Annotated in this window: 21 protein-coding genes; 9 read left to right on the top strand and 12 right to left on the bottom strand. The window is 70.3% G+C overall.

The window, feature by feature from the left end; all coding sequences use genetic code 11:
- Nucleotides 1–2 precede the first annotated feature (2 nt).
- Nucleotides 3–896: a CoA ester lyase gene (locus tag WYO_RS24970; RefSeq protein ID WP_007567840.1), complete on the top strand. Its 894-nt coding sequence runs from the start codon at nucleotides 3–5 to the stop codon at nucleotides 894–896.
- A gap of 443 nt (nucleotides 897–1339) precedes the next feature.
- Here the strand turns inward: WYO_RS24970 and WYO_RS24965 are convergent, their stop codons facing one another.
- Nucleotides 1340–2968, bottom strand: a complete 1629-nt coding sequence (locus WYO_RS24965) for a cyclic nucleotide-binding domain-containing thioredoxin-disulfide reductase (RefSeq protein WP_007567838.1) — start codon at nucleotides 2966–2968, stop codon at nucleotides 1340–1342.
- Nucleotides 2969–3355: 387 nt separating this feature from the next.
- Here WYO_RS24965 and WYO_RS24960 point away from each other — a divergent pair, with 387 nt between their 5' ends.
- Complete coding sequence (locus WYO_RS24960) at nucleotides 3356–3775, top strand: glyoxalase/bleomycin resistance/extradiol dioxygenase family protein (protein ID WP_039904112.1); 420 nt, start codon at nucleotides 3356–3358, stop codon at nucleotides 3773–3775.
- 78 nt (nucleotides 3776–3853) lie between these two features.
- Nucleotides 3854–4333: a VOC family protein gene (locus WYO_RS24955; RefSeq protein WP_007567834.1), complete on the top strand. Its 480-nt coding sequence runs from the start codon at nucleotides 3854–3856 to the stop codon at nucleotides 4331–4333.
- Nucleotides 4334–4349: 16 nt separating this feature from the next.
- Here WYO_RS24955 and WYO_RS24950 read toward each other — a convergent pair whose 3' ends face one another.
- The 6 genes from WYO_RS24950 to WYO_RS24925 all read right to left on the bottom strand — a co-directional run bounded on the left by WYO_RS24950 (nucleotide 4350) and on the right by WYO_RS24925 (nucleotide 9863).
- Nucleotides 4350–4616, bottom strand: coding sequence for a hypothetical protein (locus WYO_RS24950; protein ID WP_007567832.1), 267 nt, complete (start codon nucleotides 4614–4616; stop codon nucleotides 4350–4352).
- Nucleotides 4617–4621: 5 nt separating this feature from the next.
- A complete protein-coding gene (locus WYO_RS24945) occupies nucleotides 4622–6919 on the bottom strand; it encodes an FdhF/YdeP family oxidoreductase (protein ID WP_007567830.1) in 2298 nt (765 codons plus the stop codon).
- A 521-nt stretch (nucleotides 6920–7440) separates the two neighbouring features.
- On the bottom strand, nucleotides 7441–7857 hold the full coding sequence (locus WYO_RS24940; RefSeq protein ID WP_007567829.1) for a type II toxin-antitoxin system VapC family toxin: 417 nt from the start codon (nucleotides 7855–7857) through the stop codon (nucleotides 7441–7443).
- Nucleotides 7854–8093, bottom strand: coding sequence for an AbrB/MazE/SpoVT family DNA-binding domain-containing protein (locus WYO_RS24935; protein WP_007567827.1), 240 nt, complete (start codon nucleotides 8091–8093; stop codon nucleotides 7854–7856). Before WYO_RS24935 ends, WYO_RS24940 begins: the two co-directional genes overlap by 4 nt.
- 346 nt (nucleotides 8094–8439) lie before the next feature.
- The gene (locus WYO_RS24930; RefSeq protein WP_007567826.1) at nucleotides 8440–9516 is read right to left on the bottom strand and encodes a quinone-dependent dihydroorotate dehydrogenase; all 1077 of its coding nucleotides are present in this window, start codon (nucleotides 9514–9516) and stop codon (nucleotides 8440–8442) included.
- A complete protein-coding gene (locus WYO_RS24925; protein WP_007567825.1) occupies nucleotides 9513–9863 on the bottom strand; it encodes a DUF952 domain-containing protein in 351 nt (116 codons plus the stop codon). Before WYO_RS24925 ends, WYO_RS24930 begins: the two co-directional genes overlap by 4 nt.
- Before the next feature lie 532 nt (nucleotides 9864–10395).
- On the opposite strand from WYO_RS24925, the gene WYO_RS24920 reads away from it, so the two are divergent.
- The 3 genes from WYO_RS24920 (at nucleotide 10396) to WYO_RS24910 (ending at nucleotide 13315) form a co-directional block, all read left to right on the top strand.
- Nucleotides 10396–11028 carry a helix-turn-helix transcriptional regulator gene (locus WYO_RS24920; protein ID WP_007567824.1) on the top strand — a complete coding sequence of 211 codons (633 nt, stop codon included), beginning with the start codon at nucleotides 10396–10398 and terminating at the stop codon, nucleotides 11026–11028.
- Nucleotides 11029–11130: 102 nt separating this feature from the next.
- Nucleotides 11131–12225, top strand: a complete 1095-nt coding sequence (locus WYO_RS24915; protein ID WP_007567823.1) for an ATP-binding protein — start codon at nucleotides 11131–11133, stop codon at nucleotides 12223–12225.
- Nucleotides 12226–12349: 124 nt separating this feature from the next.
- Nucleotides 12350–13315: a TIM44-like domain-containing protein gene (locus tag WYO_RS24910; RefSeq protein ID WP_007567822.1), complete on the top strand. Its 966-nt coding sequence runs from the start codon at nucleotides 12350–12352 to the stop codon at nucleotides 13313–13315.
- Nucleotides 13316–13611: 296 nt separating this feature from the next.
- Here the strand turns inward: WYO_RS24910 and rsmA are convergent, their stop codons facing one another.
- From rsmA to lptF, 5 genes are all read right to left on the bottom strand, one after another.
- Entirely contained in the window at nucleotides 13612–14466 is an 855-nt protein-coding gene (gene rsmA, locus WYO_RS24905; protein ID WP_007567821.1) for a 16S rRNA (adenine(1518)-N(6)/adenine(1519)-N(6))-dimethyltransferase RsmA, read from the bottom strand.
- On the bottom strand, nucleotides 14463–15581 hold the full coding sequence (gene pdxA, locus WYO_RS24900; RefSeq protein WP_007567819.1) for a 4-hydroxythreonine-4-phosphate dehydrogenase PdxA: 1119 nt from the start codon (nucleotides 15579–15581) through the stop codon (nucleotides 14463–14465). Before pdxA ends, rsmA begins: the two co-directional genes overlap by 4 nt.
- Before the next feature lie 282 nt (nucleotides 15582–15863).
- Nucleotides 15864–18458, bottom strand: coding sequence for an LPS-assembly protein LptD (locus tag WYO_RS24895; RefSeq protein WP_007567818.1), 2595 nt, complete (start codon nucleotides 18456–18458; stop codon nucleotides 15864–15866).
- Between the two features lie 78 nt (nucleotides 18459–18536).
- Nucleotides 18537–19625 carry an LPS export ABC transporter permease LptG gene (gene lptG, locus WYO_RS24890; protein ID WP_007567817.1) on the bottom strand — a complete coding sequence of 363 codons (1089 nt, stop codon included), beginning with the start codon at nucleotides 19623–19625 and terminating at the stop codon, nucleotides 18537–18539.
- Nucleotides 19626–19632: 7 nt separating this feature from the next.
- Complete coding sequence (lptF, locus tag WYO_RS24885; RefSeq protein WP_007567816.1) at nucleotides 19633–20793, bottom strand: LPS export ABC transporter permease LptF; 1161 nt, start codon at nucleotides 20791–20793, stop codon at nucleotides 19633–19635.
- Nucleotides 20794–20976: 183 nt separating this feature from the next.
- Between lptF and WYO_RS24880 the strand changes: the two genes are divergently transcribed.
- From WYO_RS24880 to WYO_RS24870, 3 genes are all read left to right on the top strand, one after another.
- The gene (locus WYO_RS24880) at nucleotides 20977–22488 is read left to right on the top strand and encodes a leucyl aminopeptidase (RefSeq protein WP_007567815.1); all 1512 of its coding nucleotides are present in this window, start codon (nucleotides 20977–20979) and stop codon (nucleotides 22486–22488) included.
- A gap of 316 nt (nucleotides 22489–22804) precedes the next feature.
- Entirely contained in the window at nucleotides 22805–23431 is a 627-nt protein-coding gene (locus tag WYO_RS24875; RefSeq protein ID WP_039904097.1) for a hypothetical protein, read from the top strand.
- A gap of 102 nt (nucleotides 23432–23533) precedes the next feature.
- Nucleotides 23534–25288, top strand: a complete 1755-nt coding sequence (locus WYO_RS24870; protein ID WP_007567813.1) for a long-chain-fatty-acid--CoA ligase — start codon at nucleotides 23534–23536, stop codon at nucleotides 25286–25288.
- The last annotated feature ends 77 nt before the right edge of the window (nucleotides 25289–25365 follow it).

The following is a 25365-nucleotide window of genomic DNA, read 5'->3' as shown; positions in this document are numbered from 1 at the left end:
CCATGGCCACGACGACGGACCTGCGCCTGCGCCGGAGCGTGCTCTACATGCCCGGCTCGAACCAGCGGGCGCTCGACAAGGCCAAGACCCTGCCGGTGGACAGCATCATCCTCGATCTCGAGGACGCGGTCGGCCCGGAGGAGAAGGAGATCGCGCGCGACCAGGTCTGCGCCGCGGTCAAGAGCGGGGAATATGGCAGCCGCGAGCTGGTGATCCGGGTCAACGCCCCCCAGACCCCCTGGGGCGAGGCCGACCTGCACGCCGCCATCGAGGCCAAGCCCGACGCGATCCTGATGCCGAAGGTGTCGTCCTCGGCGGTGCTGGAGAGCATCGCGGACCGGCTCGAATCCCTCGACGCCCCGGAGGGCATCGCGGTCTGGGCGATGATCGAGACCCCGGCCTCGATCCTCAACATCCAGGAGATCGCCCGGGCCAAGCGCGACCCGCGCAACCGCCTGACCTGCCTGGTGCTCGGCACCAACGACCTGGCCAAGGACACCTGGGCCAAGATCGTCCCCGGCCGGGTGCCGATGCTGCCCTGGATGATGATGGCGCTCGCCGCCGCCCGGGCCGAAGGCCTGGCGATCCTCGACGGCGTCTACAACGACATCGCCGACACCGAGGGCTGCCGGGACGAGTGCCGCCAGGCCCGCGACCTCGGCTTCGACGGCAAGACCCTGATCCACCCGACCCAGCTCGAGCCGGCCAACGCCTCGTTCGCGCCGACCGAGGAGGAGGTGCGCCGGGCCAAGCTGGTGATCGAGGCGTTCGAGCGCCCGGAATACGCCAAGCGCGGCGCGATCAAGCTCGAAGGCCGCCTCTACGAGCGCCAGCACCTCGGCGTGAACCGCCGCGCGGTGACCTGGGCCGAGGCGATCAAGGCGAAGGGGTTCTGAGCCTTCGCTCCCGCCCGCACCCTGCGGCGCACGATGAGCCCAGCAGGACGCTTCCGGAGGATGCGCACCCTTGCGGTGACAGAGGCGGATGTCTCATGTCCCCCGGGCCGGAAGGCTTCGTCTCCTTCCAGTAGAAGCTGGACCGAAGCCGCTACGCACCGTCATCCCGGGGCCGCGCAGCGGAGCCCGGGATCCAGAGACACCGACATGCCAAGATCTTGCACCGGCGCCGTTTCCGGATGGCCGCCTCCGGCGGTCCCTTCGGGTCCGGGCCCGCCTGCGGCGCCGCGAAACGACGGCGCGGGTTGCTGGGTATCAAGCTCCGCGCTGGATCGTCCGACCCGTGTCGCCCGTCGCCGCGAAGGGCGTGGAAACAGTTTGCGGCCGAGGGCGCTTACGACGGCGGGCGCAGCCAAGCCGATCCGAATGTCGAGCCGCCAGGCCTAAGCCGGCTCACGGTCCCGGACATAATCCCAGACCTTGGAGATGACGACCGATCCCTCGCCCACCGAGGAGGCGACGCGTTTGACGGAATGGGCGCGCACGTCGCCGACCGCAAAGATGCCCGGCTGCGAGGTGGCATAGGGCGAGCCAGCGCCGATCGCTTCCCCGGTCAGGACGAAGCCGTTCCGATCGAGTTCGACGAGGCCGGACAGCCAGCCGGTATTGGGTGCCGCCCCCACCATGACGAACACGGCGCAGGTCGGGATCGTCCGGACCGTCCCGTCCGCGATGGTGCGGATGGTCACGGCCTCGAGCGCGTCGTCCCCGTGCAGCGCGCTGAGTTCGGCGCCGTACTCGATGGTGATCGCCGGATCCGCTTCCAGACGGCTCGACAAGTAGCGCGACATCGAGGTCGCCAGCGACGGCCCGCGGACCAGAAGCCGGACATGCCGGGCGGAGCGGCTGAGGAACATCGCCGCCTGCCCGGCGGAATTGCCGCCGCCGACGATGATGGTCTCGGTGTTCTTGCAATAGCGGGCCTCGATTTCGGTGGCCGCGTAATAGATGCCGGCCCCCTCGAAGGCCTCCAGGCGGTCGATCGGCAGGCGCCGGTACTGGACCCCGGTGGCGACGACGACCGCCTGTCCCCGGACGCGCTGATCGTTGTCGAAGGTCGCGCAATACGCGCCGTCTTCGAGCCGCTCCAGCTTCACCACCCGCCGGGGCATGGCGAACCGCGTCCCGAACTTCACGGCCTGGACCTCGCCGCGCCAGATCAGGTCGGCCCCGGAAATCCCGGTCGGGAACCCCATGTAGTTCTCGATCCGGCTCGATGTGCCGGCCTGTCCGCCGATGGCGATATCCTCGACCACCAGGGCGCGCAGGCCTTCGGCGCCGGCATAGACGCCCGCGGCCACGCCGGCCGGGCCGCCGCCGACGATCAGAACGTCGAAGGCCTCGTCGTCCATGAGGTTGTAGTTGAGGCCGAAGAGCTGCGCGACCTTGTCGGGGGTCGGATCCGTCACGACGGTGTTCCGGCCGAAGACCACGGCGGGCCGGTCGGCGGGAACCGAGCAGCTCGTGGCGACGGACGCCGCCTCCGCGCTGCCGAGCGCGTAGGACCGGTAGGGCAGGCGGTTGCGGCTCGCGAATTCCGCGATCCGCCGGACGGCCCGGTCGTCGTCCTCGCCGATCAGCACGAGGGTGCCGTCGCGCGAATCGAGCTGGCGCCGCCGCCGCGCCGCCAGGACGGTGATGACGATGTCCGACATTTCGGGGATCTCGGCCATCAGCCGCAGCATCGTGGTGCGCGGCACCTCGATCACGTTGGTGTCGATGACCGCCCGCATCGGCATCGACCAGCTGCCGCCGTTCAGGAATGCGATCTCGCCCATGAACTGCGTCGGCCCGAGGGTGGAGGGCAGGTGCCGCTCGTCCGTGAACGGGTTCACGACCTCGACCTCGCCGTCCTCGACATAGACGAAGCGGTCCGCCGGCTCGCCGGGCCGCGCCAGGAAGGTCCCGGCCGGGTAGAGTCGCGGAACGCCCGCGGCGCGGATCGCGGCGACATGCGAGGCCGCCAGGGGAACGCGCTGCATCACGCGCAGATCAGGGCCGATCGTCTCCATGTCCTGCCCCTTTCACTCAGTGGCCTAGGCGGATTGGCATCGCGGGCCTGCGACACAGGCGGCATCCGAATGCCCGGCCGAGGTGCAACGAAGGATTGTCCAAGGTCAAGCTTGGCTCGCGTCCTGGCTGGGCGCGCGCAGCACTGGGTGGCCTCCCGAGAGCGGGGATGCCCACGAGGACATTCGGTTCCGCGCCGCACCTGCGCTCAAGACCCTCCCGCCTCGATCTGGCGAATACAGGCATCCAGTGTAATGCGTCGGCGGCATTCAATATTCGCACACGGCTCGACTGAGCGGCCCGGGAATGAGACGATATTCGACCGGTCGCGTCGGATGCCGTTCGATTCGTGCATCTTGAACGCGCGGCTGAAAACCCGGGGCGGCACGATGAGCAGCGCGAACCCAGAGATTCCGGCTGAGGCCCCGGTGAAGGGCGGGCTCGTCGCCTACCTGACGGTGGACGGCGCCATGAAGGCGGCCGAGTTCTACGTCCGCGCCTTCGGGGCCGAGATCGTCACCGCGATGCCGGTCGACGACCAGGGACGGACCATGCATGTCCACCTCCACGTGAACGGCTCGTCGCTGATGCTGAGCGACGCTTTTCCCGAACACGGCCACCCCCTGCAGGCACCGCAGGCCTTCTCCCTGATGCTCATGGTCGAGGGGATCGATGCGCGCTACGCCCAGGCCGTCGCGGCGGGCGCCACCGCCCTGATGGAGCCGGCCGAGATGTTCTGGGGCGACCGCTACGGCCAGCTGCGCGATCCGTTCGGGATCGTCTGGGCGATGAACCAGGGGAAGCGCTGAGCGCCCCGTCATCCGGAAGCCGAACGCGCGGCCAACTCTAAGCGCCGCGCCGATCCGATCCGCCCGGGAGATGCCGCCATGCCGGCGATCAGCACCTGTCTGTGGTTCGCCCACGACGCCGAGGCGGCGGCGCGGTTCTACGTGTCGCTGGTGCCGGGCTCGAGCCTCGGCCCGATCCTGCGGGCGCCGGACCCCTGGCCCGGGGGCGAGCCCGGCGCCGCGATCCTCGTGGCGTTCACGCTGGGCGGCCAGAGCTTCCAGGCCCTGAATGGCGGGATCCCGGCCGCGTACGGGACCGCCGCATCAATCTCCGTCTCCTGTGCGGATCAGGCCGAGGTCGACCGCCTCTGGCGCGCCCTCACCGCGGAGGGCGGCGCGGAGATGATGTGCGGCTGGCTGCGCGACCGCTGGGGCGTGCCCTGGCAGATCGTGCCGGAAACCCTGCCGCGCCTCCTCGCCGATCCCGATCCGGCGGTGGCGGCCCGGGTCTTCGCGGCCATGCAGGCGATGGTGAAGCTCGACGTCGCGGCCCTGGAGGCCGCCGCTGCCGGCCGGTGAAGTCCCGGATCCGGCGCTACGCCGCCAGGTCGTAGCGCGTCCGCTGGGTGCGCGCATCGCGGGCGGTCACGGTGACGTGGCCGTCCTCCTCCAGCGCGGAGAGCGCGCGCAGCACCAGGGCGTGCTCGACCCCGAAGCTCCGGGCGAAAGCCCGGCTGTCGCCCGGCAGGCCGAGATCCAGGGCCGCCAGCAACCCCGCTTCCAGCGCGTCCATCCCGGGCTGGGCCGCGGTCCGGCGGTCAAGGGCGGCGATGAACGCCGCCTCGTCGAGGTCGCCGCCCATGCGGCTCAGGCCGCCGCCCGGGATTCCAGAGTGACGAGCACCGACTTCGAGGTCGGCGTGTCGCTCTTCTCACCGAAGGTCGAGAGCGGCACCAGCACGTTCAGCTCCGGGTAGTAGCCCGCCACGGCGCCCCGGGGCATGTCGAACGGCACCAGCCGGAAATCCTCGGCCCGCCGGGTCACCCCGTCGGCGTGGAGGCCGACGATGTCGACGCGCTCGCCGAGCCGGTCGCGGATCTCCGCGAGGTCGTCCGGATGGGCGAACAGCACCTTCCGCTCGCCGTACACGCCGCGGTAGCGGTCATCGAGCCCGTAGATCGTGGTGTTGTACTGGTCGTGGCTGCGGAAGGTCTGCAGCACGAACGTGTTCTGCGACTTCTTCGCGACCTGGTGCTCGGTCTCGGCCGGCAGGGCGTCGGCGGAGAAGTTGGCCCGGCCGGAGGCGGTTTCGAACACCCGCTCGGCGGCGAGGTTGCGCAGCATGAAGCCGCGCGGCTTGCGCACCCGGGTGTTGTACTCCGAGAAGCCCGGGATCGTCGCGGCGATGGCCTCCCGGATCCGGTCGTAATCGGCCGCGAGCCCGGCCCAGTCGATGGCGGCCGAGCCGACGGTGGCCTGGGCCATGCCGGCGATAATCGCGATCTCCGAGCGCAGCTCCTTCGAGGCCGGCTTGTTGATGCCGCCCGAGCCGTGGACCATGCTCATCGAATCCTCGACGGTCACGATCTGGGTCTTGCCCGCGGCGTTCCGGTCGATTTCGGTGCGGCCCATGCAGGGCAGCAGGTAGCCGATGGCGCCCGGCACCAGGTGGGCGTGGTTGAGCTTGGTCGCGATGTGGACCGTCAGGCGGCAGGAGGCGAGCGCCTGGGCCACCACCGGGGTATCCGGCGTCGCCCGCAGGAAGTTGCCGCCCAGACCGATGAACGCCTTCGACGTGCCGTCCCGCATCGCCCGGATCGCCGCCAGGACGTTGTGGCCGTGCTTGCGCGGCATGGCGAGGCCGAAATGCCGCTCCAGCGATTCGAGGAAGGCTACCGAGGGGCGCTCGTTAATCCCGACCGTGCGGTCGCCCTGCACGTTGGAATGGCCGCGCACCGGGCACAGCCCGGCACCGGGCCGGCCGATATGGCCGCGCAGGAACAGCAGGTTGGCGATCTCGCGCACGGTCGCCACCGAGTGGCGGTGCTGGGTCACGCCCATGGCCCAGGTGGCGATCACCCGCTGCGCGCCGAGATAGACATCCGCCATGGCGGAGATGTCGTCGTAGGTCAGGCCCGACTGGTCGAGGATCGCGTCCCAGCTCGTGGCCTCCACGGCGGCGCGATAGGCGTCGAGCCCGGCGGTGTGGTGCTCCAGGAAGGCGCGGTCGAGCAGCGAGGGCCGGCCGGAGGCGAGCGCCTCTTCGTCCCGGGCGAACACGATCTTGGCGATGCCCCGGAAGGCCGCCATGTCGCCGCCGGAGCGCGGCTGGAGGTAGTGGCTGGCGATCGGCTGGCTGGAGCCGCGCAGCATCTCCACGGTGTTCTGCGGGTCGGCGAAGCGCTCCAGCCCACGCTCGCGCACGGGGTTGAGCACCACGACCTTGGCGCCCCGCTCGGCCGCCCGGCGCAGGTCGCCGAGCATGCGCGGATGGTTGGTGCCGGGATTCTGCCCGACGCAGAAGATCGCGTCCGCCTTCTCGAAATCCTCCAGCAGGACCGTGCCCTTGCCGATGCCGATGGCGTCGATCAGTGCGACGCCGCTGGCCTCGTGGCACATGTTCGAACAGTCAGGGAAGTTGTTGGTCCCGTAGGCGCGGGCGAACAGCTGGTAGAGATAAGCGGCCTCGTTCGAGGCGCGGCCGGAGGTGTAGAACTCGGCCTGGTCGGGGTGATCGAGGCCGCGCAGGGTCGCGCCGATCTCGGCGAAGGCCTCGTCCCAGCTCACCGGCAGGTAGCGGTCGCTCGCCGCATCGTAGCGCATCGGATGGGTGAGGCGGCCCTCGCCCTCCAGGGCGAAGTCGCTCCAGGTGCGCAGCTCGGTCAGCGTGTGGCGGGCGAAGAAGGACGGCTTCGTGCGCTTGTCGGTGGCCTCCCAGGAGACCGCCTTCACGCCGTTCTCGCAGAACTCGAAGGACGAGCCGTGCTCCGGGTCGCCCCAGGCGCAACCCGGGCAGTCGAACCCGTCCGGCTGGTTCGCCTTCAGCAGGGCGCGCGCGCCCGACAGCGGCGCGCGCGAGCCGAGCAGATGCTTGCCGCAACTCTTCAGAGCGCCCCAGCCGCCGGCGGCGGATGAGCGCTTCGGAGCCCCGTCAGGCTGGGCCATGGATTGTCCTGGATGCTCTCTGAACGCGAGGCCGGCTCGCAAATTCGCAACCGCGAGATAAGCGGCACAGGACAGGTGTCACAATGCCGGGCGCGCGCAGGCCCCTCATGCACGGGGCACAGGCTAAGTCACCGCTTGGCAAAGCCTTTCTAAACTGGCGGGCCGGACGCTCTGCCGCCGGTCGAACCCGCTCCGTCCTTGCGAGCGCAGCGAAGCAACCCATGGCAGCGCGCGAGCGCCGAATGGTGCGGATCCCGATGTCGTGTCGCTGCGCTCGCACTGACGGTGATTGGACGGGGAGCGGGGCGCTTAACCCAACGCGCCCTTCATTTTAATTGGCGGCTTGGAGGCTTTGCGGTTCGGCTGACGAACACATTGAGCGAGGGGCGCCTTCGACCCCCCACGAATGTCCCGATGCCACCCACCGGTGCCGGGCGCGCGCATAAAGGACGCCGTCATCGTGATGTCGCTGACGGGGATGGCGCGTGATCGCCCAACCGGACGTGTGACCGACAGGACGGTCATGCGCTGACCCGCAGCCAATTCTCGACCCGCAGACCCTGGATGCGCGCGAACTCGGCAATGTTGTCGGTGACCAAAACCGCGCCCAGGGAAAGGGCATGGGCGGCGATCAGCATGTCGTTGGCACCGATCACCCGCACCGCGCGCTCCAGGCTTGTCCGGAGCGTCCCGTAAGTGTGAGAGGCGCCGGCCGCGTAGGGCAGGATATCGATGTTGCGCAGAGCACGCTCCACTTTCTCGCTCAGCAGCTCGGACCCTTTCTTGGCAGCGCCATAGCGCAGCTCGCTGGCCACGATGGCGCTCGTGCAGATCTTCGTCTCCCCGATGCCGGTGATCCGATCCAGGACGACGCTTCCGCCGCCCTGTCGGACGATCTCCGAGATGATGTTGGTGTCGAGCAGGTACCGGTCGCTCATGGATCGACCGGTTCCGCCGGGAGGTCCTGGATTGCATCCATCCAATGCTCCTCGGGCAAAGGCGGCTCGTCCTTGAACGCCGCCAGCAGGCCGGTTTCGCCCAGCGGCGAGATTTCGAGATGGCCGTTCGGCAGGCGTCGAATGGACACGCTGGAGCCGGGAAGCTCGAATTCCCGAGGTATGCGCAGCGCCTGACTGCGACCGTTACGAAACAGGCTCGCGGTCTTCACATCCATCGCCACCTCCCATCGGCACCAGTTTGGCCTATGCCATCAGCATATGCCAGCCGGCGAGAGGCGTCGAGGATCGACGATGGCCCGCGAGGCGGACATGACCGACGCCCGTCCCACCCAACCCCTCATCTCGAGGCGCCCGCGTCAGTGAGCTGCGAAGAAGGGCTCCAGCCGGCCCCGCGCTCCCTGGAGGCCGCCTTCGAAAGCGACGCGGCGCGGGCCGTGACCTCAGAGACTGTAAATTTTTTGATCCTTCGAGGACGAAGCGCGACAGGCCCGTCTGTGGCTTGGAAGACTCACAGCCTGTCAGGATGAGGGGATCGATGGGAAAAGCCCGGACGAACGGCGCTCACGCCGCGCGGGCCAGGTCCTCCGCGCCGCGGCCGACCACCTGGTGGAGGGCGGAGACGCCCTCCGCCGCCATGCGCTTCAGCAGGCCGGCCTTGATGCGATCCACCAGCCCCGGCCCGTCATAGACCAGTGCCGAGTAGAGCTGGACCAGGCTCGCCCCGGCCTCGATCTTGGTCCAGGCGGCCTCGGCGGAATCGATGCCACCGACGCCGATCAGCGGCAGCCTGTCGCCCACCCGCAGACGGGTCTGCGCCAGCATCCGGGTCGCCGGCCCGAAGAGCGGCCGGCCGGAGAGGCCGCCGGTCTCGCGGGCGAGGCTTGTCTCCCGCAGGCTCTCGGGCCGGGCCACCGTGGTGTTCGAGACCACCAATGCCTGGACGCCGCGCTTCAGCGCCGTGGCGCAGATCGCGTCGAGGGCGTCGAGCGCCATGTCGGGGGCGATCTTGAGAAGCACCGCGGCCGTGGCGCCGGCCGCATCGCGCGCCTCGACGGTGCGGCCGAGCAGCTCGTCGAGAAAGGCCTCGCCCTGCAGGTCGCGCAGGCCCGGCGTATTGGGTGAGGAGACGTTGACCGTGACGAAATCGACCAGCGGTGCGAGGGTCCTGGTACAGGTGACGTAATCGGCCAGGCGGTCGGTCGAGTCCTTGTTGGCCCCGATATTGACCCCGACGATGCCGGGCCGGCCGGCCCGGGCGCGCAGCCGTCCGGCCACCACCGCCAGCCCCTCGCTGTTGAGGCCGTAGCGGTTGATCACCGCCCGGTCGGCGGGGAGGCGGAACGCCCGCGGCTGCGGGTTGCCCGGCTGCGGCTGCGGCACCACGCCGCCGACCTCGACGAAGCCGAAGCCGAGGCCGAGCATCGCGTCCGGCACCCGGGCGCCCTTGTCGAAGCCGGCCGCCAGACCGACCGGGTTGGGGAAGCGGCGCCCGAGCAGGTCGACGGCCAGCCGCGGATCGTCGGCGGCCGGCTGGCCGGGGGGCAGCAGCGACAGGGCGCGTAGGGTCAGGTCATGCGCGCGCTCGGCATCGAGCCGGTGCAGCAGCGGGCGGACCAGCGGGAAGGCGGCGGCGATCATGCGCGCGGCATCCCGGCCGGCAGGACATGCCGCCCATCCTCGCCCAGGGGTAGTTCCTCCACCGACGCGACCGCGGAGAGCGGCAGGTCGCCGTAGAGATGGGGGAACAGGGCGCCGCCGCGCGACGGCTCGTATCGCAGGGCGGCGCCCAGCCTGTCGGCCTCCACCGCGATCAGCAGCAGGTCGGCCTGGCCGGCGAAGTGGCGGGCCGCCGTCTCGGCGGTCTGCTCGGCGGTGGAGAAATGGATGAAACCGTCCGCCCGATCGACGGGCGCCCCGGTGAACCGCCCCGCCGCCTCGGCCTCGCGCCACAGCGCACGCGGGCAGATCTTGTAGATGAGCGGCATCGTCATTCCCCGGGGATCGGAGGGTCCATAGCCCATCGGCCCGGGCGCCGGAACCGGGGCGGATGGCGTGTCCCGGCCGACGCATGCGCCAGAGGTTCTCCCGCGCGTCCATCTAAACCTCTGCAGAAGCAGCCCGGACAACAATTCCGTCATCCCGGGGCCGCGCGGCGGAGCCCTCGATCGACGGTCCCTCGGCACGCGAGGATGAGGGGTGGGGTGGCGGGGGTCGATCATAGCGCGCACCCGGACGCGCCGCTCTCCGCCAGCAACACCCGGAAACCAGAACCATTCCATGGGCGATTGCATTCTGCAGGTTGTAGTTCTACTTTCCTACGACTAGGCTGAGCGTCACAGAACGGTGTCCGAGACGGGGCACTCGGGCCGGCTCGTGGCGGTCTTCAATATTCCGCGCTTCTCCGGCGGTTTCGGTCCGAATCCTCCGGGGGGATTGCCTTCGTGCCCCCGAGGCAGCCGGGTGCCGGCTGGCGAGACGGGGGTGCCGGCCCGCTCACGTTGAGCCTTCGAGCCCGACATGCTGTCTCACGAGCAGATCTGGAATGCCATCGACCGTCTGGCGGAGCGCCATGGCTATTCCGCCTCCGGCCTTGCCCGGCGCGCGGGCCTCGACGCGACGAGCTTCAACCGGTCCAAACGGATCGGCGCCGACGGGCGCAAGCGCTGGCCCTCCACGGAATCGGTCTCGAAGGTCCTGGCCGCCACCGGCGCCAGCCTCGACGAGTTCCTGCGCCTGATCGAGGCCCGGGAGATCCCCGCCCGCACCATGGTCCCGCTGATCGGCCTGACCCAGGCCGGGGCCGGGCGGCTGTTCACGGACGAGGGCATGCCCACCGGCGGCGCCGGCTGGGAGGAGATCGAGTTCCCCGATCTCGGCGAGGAGCGTGCCTTCGCACTGGAGATCCAGGGCGATTCCATGCAGCCGCTGTTCCGCGACGGCGACGTGCTGATCGTCTCGCCGACCGCCAGCGTGCGCAAGGGCGACCGGGTCGTGGTGCGCCTCCACGGCGGCGAGGTCCTCGCCAAGGAGTTGAAGCGCCGCACCGCCCGCACCGTGGAGCTGGTCTCGCTCAATCCGGAGCACGAGGACCGCGTCCTCAACATCGGCGAGGTCGCCTGGATGGCCCGGGTGATGTGGGTCAGGCAGTAGCCGCGATCCGGGAATAAACCTGCCGCACTTGGCCCGGCCGCGGTTCGTCGCTATCGCGGGCCTCCTCGCGGGTTTCCCGCACCCGCTCAGCTCGGACGCAGCATGACGCAGCCCGGGACGGATCACGGCCAGGCGGGCGGTCCGCTGAAGGGGCAGGCCCGCGCGCTCCTCGACGCGCTGCCCACGCCGAGCTTTCTGGTGGATGCGCAGGGTCGTATCCGGCACGCCAACCCGGCCTTCGAGCGCCTGACCGGGCATCCGGCCGCGGCGCTGGCGGAGCGCGGCCTCGACCTGATCCTGGCGACACGCGGGTCGGCCCCGGACCTGTCCGCCGAGGCGCCCCAGGAATTTCTCGCCGTGCGGTCGGACGCGACCAGCTTCTGGGCGAGCTTGGCCGTGGGGCGGCTCCCCGGGACCGACGAAACCGTCTGTCAGATGCTCGACGTCACGGCGCGGCGCGAGGCCGAGGGCGCCTTGGCGCTGTCGCGGCAGCGCGAGGCCCTGGGGCTGCTGACCAACAGCGTCGCCCACGAATTCAACAACTTCCTGCAGATCCTGATCGGCTACATCGACGGCCTGAAGCGGCGCCTGGGCGACCGGCCGGAGCCGTTCATCCAGCGGGCGCTCAGCCGCTCGGCCGACGCCACCGAGCGGGCCGCGATCCTGACCCGCCAGCTCCTGGCCTATTCCCGCCGGATCGCCCCGGACGTGCGCCCGGTGGATCTCGACGCCATCGTGGCCGATCTCGCCGAGCGGCTCGCCCCGGACTTTCCCCCCGGGATCCGCCTCATCGTCAACACCACGCCGGGCCTGCCCCGGGCGATCAGCAACCCGACCCAGATCGAGTTCGCGTTGCGGCATCTGGTCGCCAATGCCTGCGAGGCGATGCCGGCCGGCGGCACCCTGACCCTCTCGACCTTCCGGGTCGATCCGAACGACCGGGCCATGCACCAGCCCGGGCCGGGCACGGTCGGGATCGTGGTGAGCGATACCGGGCAGGGCATGTCGCCCGAGATGCTGGCCCGGGCTCTGGCGCCGTTCCAGACCAGCCGCGAGGCCGGACGGGGCGCGGGCCTCGCGATCGTGCACGGTCTGATGAAGCGCCAGAACGGCACGATCACCCTGGACAGCCGGCCCGGGGAGGGCACCCAGGTCCGCCTCGCCTTCCCGGCGGCGCCGGACCGGACGCTGCATTGAGGATACGGCCCGCGACAAACGTCATCACGACGACGAGAGGCGCGGACTAAAACCCGCGCTGAGCCGTCACCATATAGTCGTCGGCGGCTTCCGCCACTCGGTTCTCGTCCTCAGAGGCGTGTACATGCTCACCCAATTCTCGCGTCGTCGGCGCACGGCCGCCTTCCTGGCGCTGGCCGCTGCCCTGACCGTCGCGGCCCCCATCGCCGAGGCCCGTCCGGGCGGCGGCGGATCCTTCGGTTCGCGCGGCTCGCGCACCTACACGGCGCCCTCGGCCACGCCGACGGCGCCGGGCGGCGGCTCGACCATGCAGCGGTCCCAGACCGCGCCGTCCCCCGGCATGTCGAATCCCGGCATGCAGGCGCCGGCCCAGGGTCGCCGCTTCGGCGGCGGCTTCTTCGCCGGCCTGCTCGGCGCGGGCCTGCTCGGCGCCCTGCTCGGCGGCGGCTTCTTCGGCGGCCTCGGCGGCATCGCCTCGATGATCGGCCTGCTGTTCCAGGTCGGCCTGGTCGTGCTGGTGGTGATGCTGGCGGTGCGGTTCTTCCGTCGCCGCAGCGAGCCGGCCGGCGCCGGTGCGCCCTACGCCCGCTCGACGCTGGACGGCGGCCCGAACCCGGGTGGCCCGATGGGCGGTCCGGCCCCGGCGGCCGGCGGCTCGTTCGGCGGCGCCCGCCCGGTGCAGACCCGCAAGGTCGAGATCGGCCCGGCCGATTACCAGGCGTTCGAGCGGCTGCTCGGCGACATCCAGGACGCCTATTCCCGCGAGGATCGCGTGACCCTGGGCAACCTGGCGACGCCCGAGATGGCCGGCTACTTCGACGAGGAGCTGCGCAACAACGCCGCTCAGGGCGTGGTCAACAAGATCACGGACGTGAAGCTCCTGCAGGGCGACCTCGCGGAAGCCTGGGGCGAGGACCGTACCGACTACGCCACCGTGGCGATGCGCTATGCCCTCAAGGACGTCATGGTCGACCGCGCCAGCGGCCGGGTCGTGAAGACCGAGCCGGCCCCCGAGGCGACGGAGCTCTGGACCTTCCAGCGCCAGCCCGGCCGCGGCTGGGTGCTCTCGGCGATCCAGCAGACCCGCTGATCTGGGACTTGGCGCTCCGGCCGTTCAGGCCGGGGCGCACGCTTCGGGCCGGTGCCGTTTCCGCGGCGCCGGCTTTTTGTTTTGGGTAGGCGCCGGATCGGGCGTTCCGGCAACCGTGGAAACAAACCCGTCATTCCGGGGCGCCGCCGGCGAGCCCGGAATCCAGAGCCGCTTACGGCGCAAGGTTTTGCTGGACCTGCGTTTCTGGTTTCCGGGCTCCGCTCCGCGGCCCCGGAATGACGGGGTGGATGCTTCAGCCGCCGCGTACGCCTTGAACGGGCGGCAGGCTGGCGAAGCTAACGTCCGCGCTGCGCATCCCACAGATTCGCCAGGGTGACGAACCCGGACACCGGCACCTCCTCGGCCCGGGCCGTCTCCAGGATCTCGGCGGCCGCCAGCAGGGCACCCGGCTCGGGTGTCAGCGCCTTCAGGCTCTGGCGGAGCATCTTGCGGCGCTGGCCGAACGCCGCCCGGGTCACCGCCTCGAGGGCGCCGGCCCGACAGGGCAGGGGCTGCGCCCGGGGCATCAGCCGCACCACGCTGGACGTCACCTTCGGGGGCGGCACGAAGGCCGAGGGGCTCACGTCGAACAGGATGTCGGCCTGGGTCCGCCAGCCGCACAGCACGCCGAGCCGGCCGTAATCCGCCCGGGTCTCCGGCCCGGCGACGATCCGCTCGGCGACCTCGCGCTGAAACATCAGCACCGCCTGGTCCCACCAGGGCGGCCAGGCCTCGCCGTCGAGCCAGCCGGTGAGCAGCGCCGTGCCGACATTGTAGGGCAGGTTCGCCACGATCCGGGCCGGCCCGTCGCCGATCAGCGGCCGGGGATCGAAGGCGAGGGCGTCGGCATCAACGACGTCCAGCCGGCCGGGATAATGCGCGGCGATCTCGGCGAGCGCCGGCAGGGCGCGGGGGTCGCGCTCGATCGCCACGACCCGGGCCGCGCCCTCGGCGAGCAGCGCCCGGGTCAGGCCGCCGGGTCCGGGGCCGACCTCGACCACGGTGACGCCTTCGAGGGGCCCCGCCGCCCGGGCGATCCGCCCCGTCAGATTGAGATCGTACAGAAAGTTCTGGCCCAGCGCCTTCTTGGGCTCCAGCCCGTGCCGGGCGACGACTTCGCGCAGGGGCGGCAGCCCGTCTCCATCGCTCACAGCTCGTCCTCGGCGTCGAAATGCTGGGCGCCCGACGCGCGCGGCCGTCCGGCATAGATGCTGAACGGAATGATGTCGGCCCCGCCCGGCCCCGGGGCAGTGCGGGCGGCCTCGGTGGCGGCGAGGCGCTCGGCCAGCCGCAGGGCAGCGATCAGGCTGTCCGGCCTCGCGACGCCGGTGCCGGCGATGTCGAAGGCGGTGCCGTGATCGGGCGAGGTCCGCACGAAGGGCAGCCCGAGGGTGACGTTGACGCCGTCATCGAACGCGATGGTCTTGATCGGGATCAGCGCCTGGTCGTGGGTCGGCGCCAGGGCGACGTCGTAGGTCGCCCGGGCCCGGGCGTGGAACAGCGTGTCGGCCGGCAGCGGCCCGCGGATGTCGATGCCGGCGGCGCGCAGCCGCGCCACCGCGGGAGCGAGCACGTCGCGATCCTCGTGGCCGATCGTCCCGGCCTCGCCGGCATGGGGATTGAGCCCGGCCAGCACCAGCCGCGGCTCGGGCAGGCCGAACCGGTCGCGCAGGTCCCGGGCGACGATCCGGGCGGTGTCCTCCACCAGCTCCTGGGTGAGCAGGCCGGGCACGTCCCTGAGCGGGACGTGGATCGTCACCGGCACGACGGCGAGGTCTTCGCTCCAGATCATCATCACCGGGCGCGGCGGCGTGCGGCCGGGGGGGACCGAGAGGGCGGCCAGGAACTCGGTATGCCCGGGATGGGCGAAGCCGGCCCGGGTCAGCACGAATTTGGCGATTGGGTTGGTCACCACCGCGCTGGCGCGCTTGGCCGCCACGAAGGCGACGGCGGCGGTGATCGACTCGATCACCGCCCCGGCATTGGCGGAATCCGGTGCGCCCGGCTCGGCCGACACCTTGGCGCCGCTGGGCAGCGGCACGACCGGCAGCGCCCGGGGGAACACCTCGGCTGCGGTCTCGGGATCGACCTCGGCCACCGGCACCAGACGGTTCAAGCGGTTGGCGAGGCGCTCGATGAAGTCCGGGTCGGCCACCAGGAAGAACGGCGGCAGCGGGTTCGCCCCGCCGCGGGCGAGCCAAGCGCTGAGCGCGAGATCCGGGCCGATCCCGGCCGGGTCTCCGAGGGTGAGGGCGAGAGGCGGCATCCCGGGTCTATAGCGCCGGCGGGGCGGGGGCGCACCCTTTTGGGGGAGGCTTTGGCCTCATGGTGGGAAGCGTGTGCCCGACGCGAGCTTCCCTGCGCCTACGCGGGCAGCAATGTTCAGACTTCCTCTTCTTGAAGGCGCGACGAACTCCCTCTCCCGTGCGGGAGGGGGGACCCGCGTTACATCCGGAAACGAGACAGTCCCGTCGCTGTATGAGCGGAAAGGCGGGTTTGCAGGTGCGAAGCCTGCCGTTGAGCGGGCTCCCCGAAAAATCCCGAAAAACTACCGCACCGTGGCGATGCCGTCCGCGGTGGTGGCGGTGCCGACGTTCTGGCGGAGATCCGCCTCGCCGAGTGTCTTCAGCTCGACCCGGAGCAGCACGGTCTGGTTGCGCTCGCGCACGCCGGTGGCGGTGGCGATCGGGGAGTTGATGTAGTTCAGCGAGACGGTGGTGCACTCGTCCTGGTAGCCGCCGCCGAAGCTCGCGCCCGAGAGGTAGAACCGGCCGGGGTTCTGGTAGGTCGGCACCGTCCCGATCGGGTTGGACAGGTAGGCCGACAGGGCGTCCGTGTAGGTGTTGCGCACGTCGAGATAGTGCGTGAGGTCCACCAGCAGCGAGCCCGAGACGAACCAGTTCGGGGTGATGTTGTAGGTCGCGGTGGCGGTCACGCCCTCGCGGTAGTGGCTGTAGCCGAGCAGCGGCTGCGCCTCATAATACGAGTAGAAGGCCGAGACCGTGAGCGGCAGGAACGGCGCGAACCGCGCCGTGGCGCCGGTCTCGAGCCGGGCAACGTGGAAGTCCGACTGGTCGAACCGCGCCCGGGTGATGAAGGTGATGTTCTGGTTCGGGGAGACCTGGAACCGCCCGACGAAGTCGGAGCGCCGGGTCTCGAGTCCGGAATCCAGGCCGACATTGGCGATGTCGCCCCGGCGGAACGAGTTCACGCCGGCGAGCTGGATGGACTCGCCGAACATGATGTTGGTGTACCAGCCGGACGGGGTGACGACGGAATATTGGCCGCCGAGATTGGTGCGGACGCCACCCTCGGCCCGGTCGTAGCCCGAGAACTTGTCCCACTCGAACAGCGAGGTGTCGTCGAACACCAGGCTCTGGGCGTCCTCGTTCGGCAGGCGGCCGATCCGCGTCTCGGACGGGCGCGCGATGATCTGGCCGATCGGCTCCAGGGTGTGGACGCCCAGCGCCCCGAAATTGGCGACGAACGGGTAGCGGTAATCGAGCCCGACCGCCGGCATCACCCGGCCGGCGAAGCCGTCGTCGATCTTGGCGACCTGGGGGGCGAGGTCGTTCTGGTAGCCGGAGAAGCTCGGGTTGGTGAAGAACGCGTCGGTGCGCAGATACGCGAACGGCGTGAACTTCTGGCCCCACTCGTCGATGAAGCTCCGGCGCCAGGACAGCTCCGCCGAGGCGCGGGTGTTGGTGCCGGCCAGCCCGTCGATTGAGCACAGGCCGCGCTGGAACACCGTGCAGGTCTGGTAGAGCGGGAAGCTGACGCCGTTCACGCTGGGCGAGAACAGGTAGCTCGAGGTGCGCGGCAGGCCCTGGAACTGGGTGGTCTCGCGGGTCAGGCTGGTGATGTTGGCCTGGAACCGGACCTCGCCGCCGATCTCGGCCGGGCCGTTGATCCGCTTGTCGTAGTCGATCACCGGGGCGACGATCGGCTGCTGCTTCTGCCAGTCGAAGCTCGACAGGCCCTTGAAGTAGTAGCCGCGCGCCTCGAACCACGACCGGTCGCCCTGGCCGATGAGGTAGGCCGTCGAGGTCGCCTCGCGGAAATAATCCGTGGTGATGTTCTGGTTGCGGATCCGGTAATTGTCGAGGAACCACTTGTCGGTGACGCCGACGAGGTCCCAGCCGGTGCGCCAGCGGTCATTGATGTAGAACCGCCCCTGCGATTCCACCGAGCCGCGGAAGTCGCGCTCGCCGGCGCCGAGCGGGCTCGGCAGGAAGGCGGAGGGCGTGGTCTGCGAGATGCCCGACAGGCGGATGTTGTAGAAGCCGTTGTCGATCCGCTGGCGGAACTCCGCCTGGCCGAGCACGCCCTGGCGGCTCAGCAGGGTCGGGGTGATCGTCAGGTCGTAGTTCGGCGCGAGGTTGATGAAGTACGGCAGCGACACGCCCCGGCCCAAAGCCGTGGTCGAGATGAAGCGCGGCGTCAGGAAGCCGGTCTTGCGCTTCACCGTCGGGTCGGCGGCCTCGAAATAGGGCAGGTACGCGACCGGGATCCCGGCGATCTCCAGGGTGGAATCGTCGAAGTAGATCGTATGGGTCTCGTTGTCGTGGATGATCTTCTTGGCACGGATCTGCCAGAGCGGCGGCGTCTCCGGATTGTCCTTGCACGGCTCGCAGGCGGTGTAGCTGCCGGCCTCGAAGCTGGTCTGCTCGCCGTTCAGGCGCTCGGCCCGGGGGGCGGAGAAGCGCGTCCGCACCGTCTCGGCGCGCCGTTCGACGGTCTGCTGGCCGCGGAACGCGTCGACGAAGCCGGTCTTGAAGTCGTCGCTCAGCTCCATGCGCTCGCCGGTCACGACGCCGCCATCGGCCTCGGTCAGGCGGACATTGCCCTGGGCGAAGACCCGGCCGCTGGCGCGGTCGTAGCGCACGCTGTCGGCCTGCAGGGTCCGCGCGCCGAAATGCAGCTCGGCGTTGCCACGCGCGGTCACGGTGTTGTGGTCGTTGTCGTAGATCAGCTCGTTGGCCTCGACCAACAGCTTGTCGCCCGGCAGCTTCCCACCAGAATTGCCGAGCTTGGGCGCGGCCATCCCCTGGGCATGCGCCGAGACGCCCCCGGCCAGTGGCGCGGCGAATGCCAGCGCAGCCAGGAGGGCCGTCTTCCGCAGGATGTGGGCGACCTTACGCAACGCGCGACCCAACCCCTGTGACGTGATCCGCCACCAACCTCACACACCCGTCTCCCGTCCCGCGATGGATCACGGGCGTCAGCCGTCTTCCTGGTACAGAAGCGTAAGCGTACCGAGAAGACTGCCTACCACGGCCGGGAACCAGGCCGCCACCGGTGCGGCGACGAGTCCGGACGCCCCGAGCCCTTCCATGACCTGTCGGACCACGTAGAGCGCGAAGCCCGCCGCGACGCCGCCGAGGACGAGTTTACCGACCCCACCAAAGCGGAAGAACCGTAAGGAAACGGTTGCGGCGACGATCACCATCGCCAGGAACAGGACCGGTCGAGCCCACAGGACATCGTACTGAAGACGGTATCGGGTGGCGTCGAGACCGGCCCGCTCGGTCCGTGCGATGGTTGTGGGAAGTTGCCAGAAAGGCACAGATTCCGGGGGGGTGAAGCGCTGCCGGACCTGCCCGGGATCGAGGTTCGAGGCGATCAGGTAGGTGTCGAACGACTCAGGCGGGGCGTCCGGCGCCAGGAGGCGCACGTCCGAGAGCTCCCAGTAGCCGTCGTGGAGCGTCGCCCGGGCCGCCACGATCTGCTCGGCGAACTTGCCGGCCGCGTCGAAGGTGAAGACCGAAACGCCGGCCAGCGTGGTGGTGCCCTCGACGGCGGTTTCGGCCCGGATGATCGCCTCGCCGTCGAGTCCGCGCTGGCGGATCCAGAGGTCCTTGCCGGAGGACGCCTTGGTCGATTTGGCGAAGATCTTGGCCTCGATCTCGGTGGAGCGCTGCTTCAGCAGGGCCGAGACCGGGTTGTAGATCCCGACCGCCATCGCGCCGAGCGCCAGGGCCACGAAGAAGCCGGGCTGCAGGAACTGCCAGGCGGAGATCCCGGCCGCCCGGGCGACCACCAGTTCCAGCTTGCGCGAGAGCTGGAGCAGGGCGGCCATCGAGCCGAACAGGACCGCGAAGGGCAGCACGCCCTCGGCCACCGCCGGGGTGCGGTAGAGCGAGAGCAGGGCCATCAGCCCGGTGGAGGCGCCCTCGGCCTCGCCGGCGCGGCGCAGCAGCTCGACGAAGTCGAGGGTGTAGACGAGCGCGAACACGGTGACGAAGACGCCGAGCACCGTGCGGGCGAACCGGGCGGCGAAGTAGCGCCCGAGGGTCGGACCGATCAGCATCGGAGGCTCAGCGTGCCGAGGCGAGGCGCGGGGCGCGGAACAGGGCGCGCAGGGCCCCCGCCAGCGCGGCGTTGAAGGCGCGCACCCGCGGCCCGAAGAAGATCAGCAGGCTGGAGAGGGCGATCGCCAGGATCGGCACGCCGTAGATCGCCGCCACCGCCCCGGCGCTGCGCGCGGCGGCGCTCACCGCGGCGAAGCCCGCGATCCGCAAGCCGACCACGGCCAGGATCGCGCCCGCGACTGCGAGCCCGCGGCCCTGGCGGGTGGTGCGGGGATCGCCGAGCGCCGCGAAGGCGATGAAAACGAGCGCCAGCGGGTAGAGGCAGGCCGAGAGCCGGTCGTGCAGCTCAGCCCGGAACCGGCCCTTCTGGAGCTTGTAGTAGCCCTCGGTCTGGTCGGGGAACAGGAGCTGGGCGGTCGAGCGCTCGCGCGGCTTGTAGATCGTGTCGGAATCCGGGGGCGCGAAGGCCGCCAGATCGATCGTGTAGCGCTCGAAGGTCAGGATCGAGGAATCCCGCGACTCCTTCTGCTGCTGGTGGACGCTGCCGTTCTCCAGGATCAGGAAGCTCTGCCCGTCGATATCGGCCGCGATGCCGCGATCGGCGAGGTAGACCTTGGTCTTCCCGGCCTCGCGCCGGTCCTGGATGAACAGGCCCTTGAGCACGCCGCCGGGCCCACGCTCGCGGAAATGGAAGGTGATGCCGTTGTCGAGCTGGGTGAACTGGCCCTCCTTGACGACGTTCGCGATGAAGTCGCCCCGGACCCGGGTGATCACGTCGCGCAGTTCCTGGAAGCTCGCGGGCATCACCACCAGCACCAGGAAGCCCACCAGGAAACTCACGAACAGCGCGAGCGTCAGGAATGGCCGCAGCAGCGCGCGGGGCGGCATGCCGGCCGCCGACATCACGATCAGTTCGGAATCGCCGTTCAGCTTGTTCAGCGCGTAGACGGTGCCGATGAACAGCGCCACCGGGGCGATCACCACCACCAGCGTCGGCAGCGACAGGCCGGTCACGAACAGGAAGACCAGGAGCGTCTGCCCCTTGGCGGTCACGAGATCGAGCTCGCGCAGAGCCTGCGTCAGCCAGATCGTGCCGGTGAGGCCGATCAAGCAGGCGAGGCTGGCGCCCAGGGCGATCCGAAAGATGTAGCGCTCGATCTGCCTCATTGGCCCGGCAGTTCCGCCCGTCCTCTCGCGCCCTCAAGGGCCAGGGAACCGACAAAAGGGGCGATTCCAGGGCTGCTGCGCCGCGTTGCGTTTGCCGCCTCAGCGGCTACACAGAGCGGATTGCGCCCTGCGATCCGGTTTGGGCGCCTCGAAAACTGCGGAACGGCGGGCAGGGCGACGGGTATGGCGGACGGTATCGAGATCGGTTTCGGCCCCCTGGAGCAGAGCGGCCAGGGTCCGGGGGGAGCGGGCGATCTCGTGGTGTTCGTCGGCGACGACCTCGCCCTCGGATCGGCGGCGCGCGCAGCGCTCGGCAGCGCGGGCGCCGACCTCGTCGCCAAGGCCGCCGCCTCGGAGAAGTTCAAGGGCCGCTCGCTCAGCGCCATGAGCTTGCCGGCACCGGCGGGCGTCAACGCCGAGCGGCTGGTGGTGGTCGGGCTCGGCTCCGAGAAGGACCGGGCCAAGACCGACTGGCCGGCGCTCGGCGGCTTCACCGCCGGCAAGGTTTCGGGCCGCACGGCCCGGGTGGTCCTCGACTGGCCGGGCGCGACGGTCGGCGCTGCGCAGGCCGGCGAGTTCGCCCTGGGCGCGCGCCTGCGCAGCTACGCGTTCGACCGCTACAAGACCAAGAAGAAGCCCGACGCCGAGGACAAGAGCCGCACCACGCTTACCCTGCTGCTCGCCGAGCACGGCACCGCATCGCGCGAAGGTGAGGCCGCCCGGACTCTGTCCGAGGGCGTGATCCTGGCCCGCGACCTCGTGAACGAGCCGCCGAACGTGCTCTTTCCGGAGGAATTCGCCCGGCGCGCCGCGGAGCTGTCGAAGCTCGGGGTCGAGATCGAGGTGCTGGAGCCGGCCAAGATGCGCGAGCTCGGCATGGGTGCGCTGCTCGCCGTGGCCCAGGGCTCGGTGCGCGAGCCGCGGGTCGTGATCATGCGCTGGAACGGCGGCCCGGCCGGCGAGGCGCCGGTCGCCTTCATCGGCAAAGGCGTGGTGTTCGATTCCGGCGGCGTCTCGATCAAGCCCGGCGGCGGCATGGAAGACATGAAGGGCGACATGGGTGGCGCGGCCGCCGTGGTCGGCGCGATCCACGCGCTCGCATCCCGCAAGGCCCGCTGCAACGTCGTCGGCGCCATCGGCATCGTCGAGAACATGCCGGACGGCGGCTCCTACCGCCCCTCCGACATCATCACCTCCATGTCCGGCCAGACCATCGAGGTGATCAACACCGACGCGGAAGGCCGGCTCGTGCTGGCCGACGTGATCACGCACGTGGTCCGCAGCGCCAAGCCGAAGGCGATGGTCGATCTCGCGACCCTGACCGGGGCGATCATCGTGGCGCTCGGCCAGGACATCGCCGGGATGTTCTCCAACGACGACGCGCTCGCCGCCAACATCAACGCGGCCGGCGAGGCCACCGGCGAGAAGGTCTGGCGGATGCCGCTGATCCCCGCCTACGACAAGGCGATCGATTCCAAGTTCGCCGACATGAAGAACACCGGCGGCCGCCACGGCGGCGCCGCCACCGCGGCCTCGTTCATCAAGCGCTACGTCGAGGAGGTGCCGTGGGCCCATCTCGACATCGCGGGCGTGGCGATGTCGTCGAACGCCAGCGAGATCAACCGCAGCTGGGGCGCCGGCTGGGGGGTGCGCCTGCTCGACCGGCTGGTCCGGGACCATTACGAGGCGCGGTAAGACGGATCGCGGGCGCGACGATACCGCGCCCGCGGGAGGCGATATGGCGGGCTCGGCCTTGATCCGCGTCCGCCCTACCCACCCCCCTCATCCTGAGGTGGCGACGCACGGCGGCGCCCCCGAAGGAGCCCTCCAGGGATCGCGAGAGGACTGGAGGGCTCCTTCGAGGCTCGCTTGGCTCGCACCTCAGGATGAGGGGGTGGGTTTGAGGAATTTTGATCAAGCTTCGTGGAGCGGGGGCGTCGAGCGCAACCGAACGCAAGTAGCTGTGATAACTACAAAAAAAATCCTCGCCGCGGCGGTCCCGATCCTGGCCATGCTCGCCGCGCTGGCGCTGGTGGCCGTCACCGGCTTCAGCCAACGCTCGGCGGTGCCGGAGGCGTTCGAGCCCTGGATCTACGGCTATTTCATCACTCGCTATCCGCTCTTCGCCTTCGCGCTCGTCTACGGGATTGCGCATCTGGGCGCGGTCGCGGCCGGTCCCGGGCCGGCCTCGGTACCGCGAAGGATCCTGTTCGGCGCGGCCGGCGCGGCAATCCTCGCGCTGGTCGGCCTCTACCCAACATTCGGCGGCCTGATCCTGCGCGGCGGCTTCGCCACCGGCGGGATGGCGTTCCTGACGCACCAGCCCCTGTGGCTGGCCTACGGGCTCGGCGCCGGCGTCGCGGCGGCGATCTTCGGCGGGATCCTCGGCCTCTTCGCCCTGCTCACCAACCGGCCGCTGCGTCCGCGGCTCCGGCGAATCGGAGCCGGCGCGCTGGCCTTCCTGGCGCTGTGGTTCGGCGCCTGCGTGATCGGGCTCGCCGGCGATCTCGGCCTCGGTCCCTGGCCGCATCGGGCCTTCCGCCCCGCCGAGGCGGGCCTCGCGGCGCTGCTGCTGATTGTCGCCGCGCTGCCGCATGCCGCGCTCACGACATTGCGCCGGCTTCGTCGGGTGGCCTGAGGGGCCCGCCTTGCTAGTGGCCGCCCGTTCGCCCACAGTCGGGCGGTTCTGCGTAGGGACGGGACGCGGCCGTCGAGAGCCGTGCCCGCGGGAGACGACGCGATGCGCGAGGCCAGCTTGATCGAGCAGGGCACGGCGGCACGCCGGCATGAATCCGAGCCGGATCCCGCCTTCGCGAACCTGACGCCCCGGCCATGGCTCTCGTCTTACCCGCCCGGGGTCCCGGCGGAGATCGACGTCGAGAGCCTCGGCACCCTGGTCGACCTGTTCGAGACCAGCGTTGCGGACTTCGCCGACCGCCCGGCGATCCTGTGCTTCGGCTCGACCCTGACCTACGCCACCATGGGCAAGCAGGCCCGCGCCCTCGCGGCCTGGCTGCGCGCCCAGGGGCTGGCGAAGGGCGACCGCGTCGCGATCATGCTGCCGAACGTCCCGGCCTACGCGGTGGCCCTGTTCGGCGTGCTCTCGGCCGGCGGAACCGTGGTCAACGTCAACCCGCTCTACACGCCCCGGGAATTCGCCCAGCAGATCAACGATTCCGGGGCGCGGTTCCTGATCGTGCTGGAGAATTTCGGTGCCACCGTCGCGGGAGCGCTGGCGGATGTCACGCTCGAGCGCGTCCTGCTGGTCGGGCCGGGCGACGGGCTCGGGCTCAAGGGGCAGGTGATCAACCTCGCCAGCCGGCACGTGCGCAAGGCCGTGCCGCCGTTCCGGCTGCCCGACGGCCTCGCGCTGCCGTTCATGACCGCCCTGCGCCGGGGCAGCGGCATGCCGCACGCCTCGATGCCGGTCGATCCCGAGGATCTGGCCTTCCTGCAATATACCGGCGGGACCACGGGGGTCGCCAAGGCGGCGATGCTGACCCACCGCAACGTCATGGCCAATGTCGAGCAGTCGCAGCTGTTCTTCAATTCGAAGGATCCGAGCATCCTCCGCTGCGCCGTCACGGCCCTCCCGCTCTACCATATCTTCGCGCTGACGGCCTGCTTCTTCCAGTTCATGCGCAATGGCGGGTCCTGCCTGCTGATCCCCAACCCGCGCGACTGCGACGGCATGGTGAAGACCTTGAGCCGTCACCGCTTCACGCATCTGATGGGCGTGAACACCCTGTTCAACGTGCTGATCAACCACCCGAAGATCCACACGGTCGATTTCTCTCACCTCGACTTCGTGGTCGGCGGCGGGACGGCGGTGCAGCGGCCGGTTGCGGACCGCTGGAAGGCGCTCACCGGCAACACGATCCTGGAGGGTTACGGCCTGTCGGAGACCTCCCCGGTGGTGAGCGCCAACCCGCCCGGGATCAAGGAATTCACCGGGACGATCGGTTACCCGTTCCCGTCCACCGAGGTCTCGATCCGCGACGCCGCCGGCAAGCCGGTGCCGGCGGGCCAGCCCGGCGAGATCTGCGTGCGCGGCCCGCAGGTGATGCGCGGCTACTGGAACCGGCCGGAGGAGACCGCGCGGGCGATGACGGCGGACGGCTTCTTCCGCACCGGCGACGTCGCCGTGATGGAGCCCGACGGCCAGATCAAGATCGTCGACCGGATGAAGGACATGATCCTCGTCTCCGGGTTCAACGTCTACCCGAACGAGGTCGAGGAGGTGCTGGCCGCCCATCCCGGTGTGCTCGAATGCGCGGTCGTCGGCGCCCCGAGCGAGGAGACCGGCGAGATGGTCGTGGCCCACGTGGTCATGAAGGATCCGGAGGTCTCGACCGACGCCCTTCGGGCGCATGCCCGGACCCAGCTCACCGGCTACAAGGTGCCCCGCCGGGTGGTGCTGCACGACACGCTGCCCAAGACCAATGTCGGCAAGGTCCTGCGCCGAGTCCTGCGCGACGAGACGCCCCCCGGTTGAGGGCGCCCGCGGCGGATGGTCGTCGGCCGCGCACGTAACCGACCGGCCCCGATCGCCGAAGGGTGAGGCTGCGGCGC

This window comes from Methylobacterium sp. GXF4 (genome assembly GCF_000272495.1).
Lineage (GTDB): Bacteria > Pseudomonadota > Alphaproteobacteria > Rhizobiales > Beijerinckiaceae > Methylobacterium > Methylobacterium brachiatum.
Note: the sequence above shows the minus strand (reverse complement) of the source record. Positions and strands in the feature narration are given on the sequence as shown.